The sequence below is a fragment of the Psychrobacillus psychrodurans genome, assembly GCF_050209195.1.
Classification (GTDB): Bacteria; Bacillota; Bacilli; order Bacillales_A; family Planococcaceae; genus Psychrobacillus; species Psychrobacillus psychrodurans.
Genome location: NZ_CP189791.1, coordinates 819,780 through 832,740 on the forward strand (window position 1 = coordinate 819,780; position 12,961 = coordinate 832,740).

5 protein-coding genes are annotated in these 12,961 nt (G+C 35.2%); all 5 read left to right on the forward strand.

All coding sequences use genetic code 11. From position 1 onward, the window contains the following. Positions 1-277: 277 nt before the first annotated feature. The 5 genes from ACQCPR_RS03945 to ACQCPR_RS03965 all read left to right on the forward strand — a co-directional run bounded on the left by ACQCPR_RS03945 (position 278) and on the right by ACQCPR_RS03965 (position 12,834). Positions 278-4,309, forward strand: coding sequence for a choice-of-anchor I family protein (locus ACQCPR_RS03945; RefSeq protein WP_427138242.1), 4,032 nt, complete (start codon positions 278-280; stop codon positions 4,307-4,309). A 159-nt stretch (positions 4,310-4,468) separates the two neighbouring features. Continuing rightward, on the forward strand, positions 4,469-5,929 hold the full coding sequence (locus ACQCPR_RS03950; RefSeq protein ID WP_427138903.1) for a DUF2628 domain-containing protein: 1,461 nt from the start codon (positions 4,469-4,471) through the stop codon (positions 5,927-5,929). A 239-nt stretch (positions 5,930-6,168) separates the two neighbouring features. After that, the gene (locus tag ACQCPR_RS03955; RefSeq protein ID WP_427138243.1) at positions 6,169-9,174 is read left to right on the forward strand and encodes an ATP-binding protein; all 3,006 of its coding nucleotides are present in this window, start codon (positions 6,169-6,171) and stop codon (positions 9,172-9,174) included. Continuing rightward, a complete protein-coding gene (locus tag ACQCPR_RS03960; RefSeq protein ID WP_427138244.1) occupies positions 9,175-10,263 on the forward strand; it encodes a response regulator in 1,089 nt (362 codons plus the stop codon). Positions 10,264-10,470: 207 nt separating this feature from the next. Continuing rightward, a complete protein-coding gene (locus tag ACQCPR_RS03965) occupies positions 10,471-12,834 on the forward strand; it encodes a hemoblobin-interacting domain-containing protein (protein ID WP_427138245.1) in 2,364 nt (787 codons plus the stop codon). The last annotated feature ends 127 nt before the right edge of the window (positions 12,835-12,961 follow it).

Genomic DNA, 12,961 nt, shown 5'->3' on the forward strand with positions numbered 1-12,961 from the left:
ACAATTTCAACCGAGCTGTTACAAGACATTTCTATTTAACTTCTGAGAATTTAACCTCTTTGGTCCCTGTGTAAGATACAATTCTGAATTGTATCTTACACAGGGACCTTTTTGTAAATACATGTAAAACAGTATTTACAATTTATTTACAGTTATGTGATTGAAGTTAATAATTATTAGACCTATATTTAAGTGGCGACATTGTTTTTCTATTATTTTTAAAATGGAGAATTTTAGATAGAGATAGTATTGTTCAACTAATTTTAGGAGGGAAATTATGCAAAACCATGCGTTGAAAAAATCGATAATGTCAGCTGTTCTTGCAACAACTTTATTAACTTCTACAAATGTTAGCTACGCAAGTAGTTCGCTACAAGAAATGTTAGATCAAGCAAGAAAAGATATGAAAGAGGCTGCTTATTCTTATGTAGTACCCTCTCAAAATGGAAAACTTGTCCCTAGTACGGATTTGTATCCAACCTTGAATAAGGTTAAAAAAGACTATCAAAAAGCAAAAGATGCAATCTCAAAATCTAATGCTAAAAACAAAAGTACTCTATTAAATGATTTAAATGATTTATATAACGAAAGAATAACGAAAGGATTAATCCCTTATATAGATGCTTATAATTATGCGGATAAATATTTAAATCCGATAATGGCAGATATTCAAAAAGCAGAACAGACAAAAGACTGGGAACAAGTTGAAAAACTGTATCATAAATTATCTATCCAACTAAAAACCCGTTCTGAAATTATGTATCGTTTTACTGGAAAAGCTACACGGGAACTATTATTAGACCAATATAAACAAACTGCTGACATGAAGCGTAGTCAGTTAATGGTACCTGTAACTATTTATATGAAAGTGAAACAAGTTGATAAATTACTAGCTGAAGGAAAACAAGCAGAGGCAAAAATAGTATTAGAATCTATCAAACCTTTACAGCTAAGACTACCATCAACTAGTACTTTACCAATGGTGAAAGAGTTACTAGAAGAAATAAATACAGTATCTAAAAAAGCTGGTATGGACATTACTCCAACCCCAACCCCAACAACGCCAACTAATCCATCCCCAGGTGGAGGGAACACTGGGGGTGGAAATAACGGTGGTAATAATGGCGGAGGTGCAGATAAAAAATTCAAACTTACTTTATTGCATACAAATGATACGCATGCAAAGGTAGAGACTGCACCTAAACGTATTACAGCTATTAAAAAAGAAAGAGCAGAAAACCCCAATGCAGTATTAGTAGATGCAGGAGATGTATTCTCAGGAACTCTATATTTCAATCAATATAAAGGTCTTGCCGATTTAGCATTTATGAATCTCGCAGAATATGATGTAATGACTTTTGGTAATCATGAATTTGATCTTGGTTCTTCAGAAGAAGGCCATAAAGCATTAGCTGACTTTATAAAAGGTGCTCAATTCCCATTTGTTAGTGCAAATGTAGATTTTTCGAAAGATGAAAATTTACGAGGTCTGTTCAGTGACATAGCATCAAGCGCACCTGAAAATGGAAAAATCTATAATGGTATTGTTAAAGAAGTAAATGGCGAAAAGGTAGGGTTCTTTGGACTAACAACACAAGAAACGAAAGGTCTTTCTAGCCCGGGACAAGTGACTTTTACAGACTATATTATAGAAGCTGAAAAAGCAGTAAAAGCATTTGAAGATATGGGAGTGAACAAAATTGTTGCAGTTACCCATATTGGATACGATGACAACCCAGCAATTGATAATGACTTAGCATTAGCTGCTCAAGTAGAAGGTATTGATGTTATTATCGGTGGTCACAGTCATACAAAACTAGCAGCTCCAGTAGTTGTGGATAAAAATGAAACTGGTGCAACAAAGGACAAAACGATTATCGTACAGGCATCTTCCCAAGGAGACTTATTAGGTGCACTTGATGTGGAATTTGATAAAAACGGAAAAGTTACTACTCAAATTGGAGAACTGATTGAGGTTAGTAAATTCACAGAAGATGCAGAAGCAAAAAAATTACTAGAATCATATAAACCAAAAGTAGATGAGGTTGCTGGAGAAGAAATTGGTGTTAGTGCAGAGGTCGTATTAGAAAATCCTCGCACGAATGGAGACAATACTAAACCAAGTGTACGTAAAAACGAAACAATACTAGGTAATCTAATTGCTGATGGCATGTTGGTAAAAGCTAAGTCACTTAATCCAAAAGTAATAATGGCATTCCAAAATGGTGGAGGAATCCGCTCTAGTATTGATGCAGGTCCAATTACAGTAGGTGAAGTAATTACAGTTCTTCCTTTTGGTAATACACTATCTACAATGGAGATTACAGGAGCGGAATTAAAAGAAGCATTTGAAACGAGTGTAGGTGTATACCCACTTGAAAACGGTGGTTTCCTGCATGTTGCCGGAGCAAAAGTAGAATTCGATTCTACTAAACTTAAAGGCGAACGTGTCGTTTCTATCTCTTATGAAAATGCAGATGGTGCTTACACAAAAATAGTAGACACAGAAACATACACAGTGGCAACGAATTACTTTACAGCTCAAGGCGGAGATAGCTATGATGTCTTCAAAGAAATTTATGAAGCAGGAAAAGTAAAGGATCTAGGTCTTTCAGATTGGGAAAACTTTGCCGACCATTTAAAAACTTTATCAACGATTCCAACAAAAATTGAAGGTCGTATCGTTGATGTTGCAGGACAAGTTGTAAATCCGGAACCAGAAATCGTTGAAGATCCTGGAACAACACCAGCTCCAGTAGCAACAACTGAGCCACCGCTTTATAACTCCAATCCAGAGGAATTTACAGTTTCTCAAATTGCGCGCTATGACAGCGGTCAAGGTGAAACAGGAACTGAAATTTTAGCATACGATGTTGCGACCAACAAAGGATTTGTTACAAATGGAGCAGTTGGTGGATTTGATATCCTTAATTTTGCAGATGTAAAGTCTGGGACATTTAAGCAACTTGATTCTACAAAGCGTGTAGTTGTTGAAGATTATGGAATCCCAGGAGTTAAGAATATAACAAGTATTGCGTCTCATCCTACAGAAGATTTAATCGCAATTGCTGCTTATGCTGAAAAAACAGACCCGGGTTATATCATATTTGCTACAAAAGACGGAAAATATGTGAAGCATGTGGAAGTTGGGGCGTTGCCGGATATGGTGACATTTACTCCAAATGGTAAAAAAGCAATTGTTGCAAACGAAGGTGAACCAAACAAGGATACAACTATCGATCCAAAAGGTTCTATTTCGGTTATTGATGTAGCAACATTAACTGCAACAACACTTAACTTTACAGAGACAATGTTGGATGAAAAAGTTCGTACTTCTTATAAAGGGGCTTCAATCTTAGAGCAACTAGAACCAGAATACGTAACTGTATCTGATGATAGTAAAACTGCCTATGTAACTTTACAAGAAAATAATGCAATTGCGACAGTAGATCTTGAAACGAATACAATACTTCATGTAAGAGGTCTTGGAGTCATTGACCATTCTGTAGAAGGATTTGAAATGGATGCAAATAAAGACGATAAAAAAGCGGACATTATCAAACAACCAATTCTAACTTTCCATATGCCAGACGCTATTGATACATTTACGGTGGCTGGTAAAACATACATCATTACTCCAAACGAAGGTGACTCTCGTGATTATGCTGATGATGGAGGATATAGCGAAGTTTCAGAGTTAGCTGATCTTGCATTACCAATTGCTTTAACAGAAGCAAATTATAAAGGATTTACACAAGCAGAGTTAGATGCATTTGATCTATCTACTTTAGATGGTTATAAAGTTACAACGGAAAATGGTTTAAACAAAGCTAGTACAGCATATGAAGCAATCTATGGATATGGTGGTCGTAGTTTCTCCATCTTTGATGCAGTAACGATGGAGCAGGTATATGACAGCGGAAGTGAATTTGAAAAAATTATTGCTGAGAAAACACCAAAATATTTCAATACTAATAGCGATGATATTAAAGTAGATAATCGTAGCGATGATAAGGGACCTGAGCCAGAAACAGCTGTAGTAGGTGAAATTGATGGCACAACTTATGGATTTATCGCTTTAGAACGTTACAGCGGTATTATGGTTTATGATTTAACAGATACAAACGCACCTAAGTTTGTAACACTAATTTCGAGCAGGGACTTCACTGCAAAGGTTGCAGGGGACGTTTCGCCAGAAGGATTACAATTTATACCAGCTTCAGAAAGTCCAACTGGCAAAGCAATATTAGCAGCTACACATGAAGTATCAGGAACAATAGCTGTATATGAATTTGGAGTAGCAAACTGATAAAATAGATGATTGTCCCTGTGTAAGATACAATTTTGAATTGTATGCTACACAGGGGCGTTTTTGATTTGTCCCTGTGTTGCAAACAATTTTAGTGGAATACCGAAAATGCAAAAGCATATCATATGGAAGGGGAAAAGAATAATAGGAGGAATATAACTGTTTTGTGCTTCATGTGGTTCTAGAATAGACGATGTTGTAAGGTTTTGCTCAACGTGTGGTAAAGAGATAGCTTTAATAAAAGAAGACATAGAATCCACTCCTAACAAGAGAAGAAATAGAAATAAACCTGAAATTGATAATCAAGTACTTAGATTATTTATAGGTGAAAAAAAGCAACACTATTACATACGAAGATGGTCAAAAGGTTTGAATACGTGGAACTGGGTAGCTTTTTTCTTTCCACTTTTTTGGTTTGGTTATAGGAAAATGTATAAGCCAATATTCTCGATTCTAGGAATTTCTATAGTAATTAACCTCTTCGGTACAGTATTAGGAATAGATGAGGTCATTCTTAATACTGTGATAGGGTTAGCTGTTTCTTTTACAGTCGGAATTACCGGTAATAATTTTTACCGTCTCCATGCATTAAAAAGAACTCGAGAAATGTCGGAAAGTAATATTAGTGATGTGGAGTTATTAAAGAACGAAATTCAGTTGCGAGGTGGTACCAGTTGGAAAGGCGTCATTGGGACAATTGTGTTGATTGGAGTGTATTTACTAATAGTAATGAACTTGGGCAGATTTGTTCCAACTAATAACAAAATAACAGAGTCAGAGCCAGATTATAATATTGAATTTGAGATTAAGAAAGTGCTTGAAGATAATATACATGCTCTTGAAAATGAGAATATGGATGAGTATATGTCTATGGTGTATACACATGCGGAGCAAACAACTTTTGCTGAAACCAAAAAAATGTTAAGTGACCTATTTGAAAACTTTGACTTGGCATATGAACTTAAGGATTTTGAATTTCTATCGATTTCAGAACAAGAAGTTAAAGTCCGGGTAACTCAAATAACAACTCTTGTAGAAGGAGAAAACTTCCAAGATAACGAGTCCATATTCATCCATATACTGAAACCTCAAAAAGAAGAGTGGAAGTTTTTTAACAGTGAAGTGGAGTCCATAAAGTACTTGGCTGAAGATCAATCGGTAAAAACAAATTCGGAGACTATTTCTAATGAACCTTCCTATATTACTGCATTACAAGCACCCAGCATGTTTGATTTTTTTATTACTAAGAAAATCGACGTAAATAATGATGGAATCTTAGAAACAATTTCCTTTAGAGGTGGGCCACAAGAAAGTAGCAGTTACTCAAATGACAATGTAGAGATCTTAGTGGAGTTTGATGAGCTTGATATGACGTCGCTAACCATTTCTGCAGAGAATGCGCCAATTCTATACTTTTATGATATTAACCATGATGGCTGGATGGAGCTTTTCTACGAAACTGGTGCTCGCATAATAGGAACGGAAATGTACCAATTCACACCAGACGGATTAGCGAAGGTTACCACTTTAAATGGTTCTGTAGAAAAGTTTAATCCAAATGAGGTAATCACAAGTGAATATAATTACATATTTGATAAGTCTTTAATAGTTAGTAATTGAGTTGGTTCCTGTGTAAGATACAATTCCGAATTGTATCTTACACAGGGACCTTTTTGAGTTTTTTCATGCCGTATTGGCTTCTAAAATCACCGAATACTCCTTCCGCCTAAAAGTGATGTTTGACAGTCTGCAATGTTTGGGTATAAACTCAAAAAAATATTGAACAAACCAGTTCTACCAATTACAATCAATCTATCTAATAATGAGATTTAGAAATAATTACGAATAAGGTAATAAATATGAAAAAAAACTATATAAAAATCTGCACTATTATTGGGATACTAATTTTAAGTGCATTTGCATTGAGTTCCATTTTAGTGAATGAAAAACCAATATCACCAAAAGCAGAAAATGGCGTTTTAGATTTGCGTAATTATAATATTAGCGAATCAAAACCAATAGAAATGAATGGACAATGGGAGTTTATTCCTAACAAGTTGCTAGATGCTCAAGAATTTGATGAGCAGCGATCCCATCTTGTACAAGTCCCATCTCTTTGGACGGAGTACGACCTAGAGGGAAAAAAGGTACCCAAATATACAAGTGGTACCTATCGATTAAAAATTTTAATAAATGATTCTCAAGAAATTTTAGCTATAAAAACTACTAATATTCGTATGTCGAATGCCATTTATATGGATGGAAAACTAATGGGTAAAAGTGGAATTCCGGCAGAAGACTCTGACTATATAGCTCATAATATTCCATATGTTTCTTATTTTTCTCCGAGTAGGGAGGAGATAGAAATGATTGTGCATGTGGCGAATTTTGATTATGCATCTGGTGGTGGGATATTAGGTTCTATTTTTATAGGAGATCAAGAAAGTATTGGAAAACTTCGTGAAAATTCCCTTGCTTATGATTGGATAACTATAGCGGCTTTCTCTGCTATGTTCATATACTTTTTAGGTTCTTATTTACATGCAAGAGTTGGGCTAGGGCAGCTTTTCTTTTCATTATTCTGCTTTGCCAATGTGTTATATGCCGTCTCTCATGGTGAGAAGGTTTTTTTGGCGATGTTACCTTCGACACCCTATGAATTGTTTGAAAGGATCCAATCGGTATCTAGTATTTGGATAGGTTTGTTTATGTTCGGCTTTTTTACCATATCTTTAAAACCATTCGCGAATAACAGTATTATAAAATTCTTATATATACTAGGTATCTTACTAACAGTTTCAGCCCTGCTACCAGTAAAGATAAACTCGGGTCTTCAAATATACTATTCTCTTTATATATTTCTAATTTTAACGTATGTAATTTATTTACAAGTTATAGCAATATCCAAAAGAGCTGTGGGTGCCTCTTATTTACTTTTTAGTACCTTCACTATTTTTATATATTTCACTGTCGGGACGTTAAATGTTACAACAAACTACGCCATTAATTCAATACCACCCTTACTTCCTTTTATTTGTTTGACGATGCTTTCACTTTATATTTCCAATCGTTTCATGGATTCCTTCTTAAAGAAAGAAGAGTTATCCAAAGCCCTTCTACGTGTAGATAAGCTGAAGGATGAATTTCTTGCAAAGACTTCTCATGAATTTCGAACCCCTTTACATGGAATTATAGCAATTTCTGAATCCATGTTAGAGGATAGGAAATCTGTTTTATCGGAAGATCAAGAAGAAAAAATGGGTTTAATAGTGGGCATTGCTAAGCGCTTATCGAACCTAGTAAATGATATATTGGATTTTTCGAAACTAAAAGAAGGAGATTTACGTGTCAATATTACCTCAGTGGATTTATTTGCGATTACACATGTTGTAGTGGAAACATTTTCGTACATGATAGACAAAGATGTAAGGGTCGTTAATCATATTCAGCGAGGCCAATTTGTGTTGGCAGATGAGGAAAGGCTTCGTCAAATCCTATATAATTTAATTGATAATGCAGTTAAATATACTATTAGAGGAAAAGCCGAAATTAGTTGCTATGAACTAGAAGGAAATATAGTTATAGAAGTTATTGATACTGGTATTGGAATTGCTCCAGAGCACTTAAGATTTATATTCGAGCCGTTCCGCCAATACAGCAATTCAAGTGAAGGTACGGGACTAGGTTTAAGTGTTACGAAAGAACTCGTCCATATTCAAGGAGGAACGATTACTGTAGATTCGAAAGTTAATAAAGGAACTACCTTTTCCGTTACGTTACCTAAAGCTACTCACAACGAGACAATGCAACATCCTTTTTCTCTACCTATGCCTACAGTTATAGAAAATAAGGGAAGAAAGAAAGTAATTATTGCTGATGACGATCATGTAAATTTGAAAGTACTCATAGACACACTAGTTACTGAGAATTATTTCATCATCGCCGTGGATAATGGGCAAGAAGTGTTGGAGCAGATTAAAAAGCATCCTGATGTTGACCTCGTTATATTAGACATTATGATGCCAAAACTTTCAGGGTATGAAGTATGCCAGCAATTGAGGAAGTCGTATCTAGTTTCAGAGCTACCTGTTCTAATGCTTACCGCTGCAGTTAGACCAGAAGATATGATAGCGGCATTCCAGTCTGGTGCCAATGATTTTCTACACAAACCATTAGATACATCAGAGCTAAAGACCAGAATTAGAAACTTACTATCAATGAAGGAATCATCCGAAAACGCAGTGAAGATGGAAGTGGCATTTTTACAAGCACAAATAAAACCACACTTTATTTTTAATGTATTAAACTCGATACTTTCACTTAGTTATATAGATTTGGATAAAGCACGTGTCATGATTACTGATTTTGCAAACTTCATGAGGGGTAGCTTTTCCTTTGAAAATACCCATAGCCTGGTGCCCTTGGAGAAGGAACTTTCCCTAATTCAATCTTATGTGAATATTCAACGTACGAGATTTCCAGAGAAATTAGTGTGGAAAGTACAAGTGGAGGAATCGCTTCAATGTTTGATTCCTCCATTACTCCTGCAGCCTCTCGTGGAGAATGCAATAATCCATGGCCTGAAAATGAAGGAAGATCAAGGAACTGTGAAACTCACAGTTAATAGAGAAAAAGAAATGGTAGTTTTTCGAATAACGGATAATGGGTCAGGAATGTCTGAGGACCAATTACAACAGATTTGGAACATAGAAAAGAATAATAGCAGAGGCGTTGGCCTTCAAAATATAGTAAAGCGACTAAAATATTATGAAGATGCCTCTATTCATATAAGCAGCGAAGAAAATAAAGGAACCCTAGTGGAGTTAAGATTTCCACATATACAAAGTGAAAAGGAGGGATGTTAAATGTTAAAAGTGATATTGGTTGATGACGAAATTTTAGCCATAGAATTATTAGAGGCGATGCTGAAAGAAATTGGGGGAATTGAAATCGTAGGGAAATTTTCCAACCCATTTGAAGGATTGGAAAATTTGTCTACACAAAAGCCCGATATTTTATTTCTCGATATTGAGATGAAAGAGATGAATGGGATAAAATTAGCTCAAAAAATTGAATCATTGTCCGCCCAAACTGAAATCGTTTTTGTCACGGCATATGATGAATATGCGTTGCAAGCCTTTAATGTTCATGCTGTGGACTATATTCTAAAGCCGATTGAAAAAGGGCGTTTAGAAAAAACAGTACAACGAATCCAACAGCGTAGATTGCAGTCGGAACTTCCATCCCCGCAGGTGCCATTACTCCAAGCAAATTTTCTTGGAGGCTTTCGATTACTTGACCAGCTAAAGGAACCAATCAAGTGGAGAACCAAAAAGGTAAAAGAGTTCTGTGCTTATCTCATTCACCAAAACAAATCTGTACACAGAGAAAAAATCATGGAAGAGCTATGGCCAGACCGCACATTAGACAAAGCATCGGTAGCGTTACACACAAGTGTTTATCATTTAAGAAAGGAACTAAAAAATCACGGGTATCATGACTCAATAAAGTATGATGATGAACGTTATTCATTTGCAATAGAGTTAAATAGCGATGTGCAGGACATAAAAATAATCTTAAACAAAACACAAACCAAAGTAGAAGATGTCAAGCACCTCATTGATTTATATAAGAATCATTACTTAGCAGAAGAATACTATGACTGGGCGGTAGAAGAGCGTGAACAATTGCAAAAAAAGGTTATAAAGTTTTTAGATAAATTTATCATGAATATGGACGCAAAAAAAGATAGAGTATTAAAAGAAGCTATAGACAAACTGGCAGAAATGGATCCTTGGGAAGAAAGATTTACAGTATTACAAGTTCAATTTCACATCCAACAAGGAGAACATCGAGCAGCAATTGAAACCTATAATAGATATAAATCTAATCTATGGAATCATTTAGGGATAAAGCCACAGGAAAAACTAGTTAATTTGATAAAAAATATATAAATATAACATAAGCCACCTAACTTTTATAAGATAGGTGGATTTTTTGTCTTATTTTGTCAGTAATGTTCAGAAAATGTATAGACTAAAGTGCTAAAATAAACTTATCGAACTACTATAAAAAGACTAGTAGTAATATTTTGTCCCTGTGTAAGATACAATTCAGAATAGTATCTTACACAGGGACCCAAAAAGGAAGGACATCCAGTAATGAACAAAAAAATAATGAAAAAAACTGTTGCAGCAACCCTGCTTGCATCATCCATCTTCTCTGGTACTTCAATTACGTATGGTAAAGAGATATCTATCCAGCAATCGATAGATGCCGTGAAATTTGAGATGAAAAATGCTCCACTCCATTATGTAAATCCTGCACTTAAAAGTGTTTTAGAGCCAAGTAAAGACCTATATCCAGTACTCAATAATGTGAAAAAGCATTATAAAGAAGTAAAACAGCAAATACAAAAATCAAATCTTTCAACAAAAGTAAAGAAAGATAAAATAAAAGAATTAGATTCATTGTATGATGAAAAAATTATCAAAGGTGTAATACCTTATATTGACGCATACAATTATGCTGTGAAATATTTGGATCCGATTTTAAAAGAAATGTTAGATGCCCATGCTACAGGGGATTTAGACGGTGTAGAGCAAGCGTACCATAAGCTTTCATACCAACTAGATTCTCGGACATCGATTTTGTATCGCTTCACAGGAAAAGCACCACGCGATCTATTGTTAGAAAAATATAAAAAGCCCTCTGATGCAAAACGGGACGAACTGCGAATCCCTGTAACGATCTTCATGAAAAACAATGATGTTCTAAGATTATGGAATGAAGGAAAAAAAGAAGAAGCCAAAAAGGTAATGGATGAAGTTCTAACCCTAGTTGCGAAAACAACCAACAATGGAGATACAAACTATTCGAATCTGTTATCAAAAGAAGTACAAGAGGCAGAAGCACTTTTTTCTGCTCAACCAACACCATCACCTGTAGTTCCTAACAATCCTTCGATGAGCAATGGTGACGACGAACCTAAAGAAAGTTCTGCTGAAAGAAAATTACGTATAGCAAAAAGTAATGCTATTGTTGAGCTAGGAAAATATAAAGACACAAATAAAGAAGATTATAGTCTAACAAACTGGTCCACTATTTTATCTTTAAAAACAACGTGGACAAGCACAATACATTCTGCAACATCGCCAACTGATGTTGAAAATGCACTAAGTGACGCAAAAGCAGCAATCGATGCAATCCAAACAAGTAGCCAAGAAGCGTTGACTACTGCAAAAGAAAATGCCAAAACAGAATTAACGACATATAAAGTAACAGATCAAGATGACTATAGTACAGCGAACTGGGAAACTATTTTATCTTTAAAAACAATGTGGACAAGCACAATCAATTCCGCAACGACAGTAGATGAAGTTACGCAGGCCCTAAAGGATGCGAAAGCGGCGATTACCCAAGTTCAAACTAGTGAACAAGAAGCACTTGTTACAGCCAAAGCCCAAGCAATTGAAAATTTAACAGATTTTAAAACAACTGAAAAAGATAACTATAGTACAGCGAACTGGGATACTATTTTATCTATAAAAACAACGTGGACGAGCACAATCAATTCCGCAATGACAATTGACGAAGTTACGCAGGCCCTAAATGATGCAAAAGCGGCGATTACCCAAGTTCAAACTAGTGAACAAGAAGCACTTGTTACAGCCAAAGCCCAAGCAATTGAAAATTTAACAGACTTTAAAACAACTGAAAAAGATAACTATAGTACAGCGAACTGGGATACTATTTTATCTATAAAAACAACGTGGACGAGCATAATCAATTCCGCAATGACAGAAGCAGAAGTTGTCCTAGCACTAAATGATGCAAAAGCAGCAATTGATCAGGTAGTGGATGGAAAATCTAAAACATTAATAGCAGACTTGAGTAGTAACAATGTAGACAATAAATTAGAAATTACTATTCCAGATAACGCTGCTTGGAAATCAAAAATAGTAGAGGTAATGGTTGATAACATTTCACTAACAAGTGATCAATATAGTATAGGTGTAAATATTTTGACGATCAATCAAGGTGTAATTAAGTCCAAAGGTATCAAAACAATTACTATAGTTGCCGATGGATATGAGGAATCTACTGTTAATCAAATAGTAAATGCAGGAGAATTCAGTAATATCAAATCTAGTGTCCAACATATTGGTGGTATAATAAACGTCGGCGGAACACCTGTATACAAACTATCTGCAAAAGATCAATATGGAAATGTAATTGAAGGTTATCATTTTGGTCTAAAATTAAATGCTGTGAATAATAATCACAAAGTCAATGAAAAAGTTGAAATAAGCAGTGATGGAGTAGCTTTAATAACATATACGATGCCGCAAACAACTGCAGGAATACCTGCTATAGTTGATACCCCAATTGGCGTTACCAATTCGAATGGAGAATTAATTGTGACTATCCACTACTTCGGTAGAGGTATACAGGGAACGGATTTTGATTATAATGATTCGGTAGGACCTTTATGGTTTGATGCTTCTGGAAACCGTATATTTTAGAATTTTTTGATCCCTGTTTTTTTGAAATATCTGCAAAGTAACTGATTGGTCCCTGTGCACCATACAATTCTATTCTAGAAACTAATCCCAATCCTCTCTAACTATGTTAGAGGGGATTTTTCTTTTT

Coding starts and splice junctions, on each gene's coding strand:
- ACQCPR_RS03955 (WP_427138243.1), top strand. CDS start 6,169: ATGAAAAAAAACTATATAAAAATCTGCACTATTATTGGGATACTAATT.
- ACQCPR_RS03965 (WP_427138245.1), top strand. CDS start 10,471: ATGAACAAAAAAATAATGAAAAAAACTGTTGCAGCAACCCTGCTTGCA.
- ACQCPR_RS03960 (WP_427138244.1), top strand. CDS start 9,175: ATGTTAAAAGTGATATTGGTTGATGACGAAATTTTAGCCATAGAATTA.
- ACQCPR_RS03945 (WP_427138242.1), top strand. CDS start 278: ATGCAAAACCATGCGTTGAAAAAATCGATAATGTCAGCTGTTCTTGCA.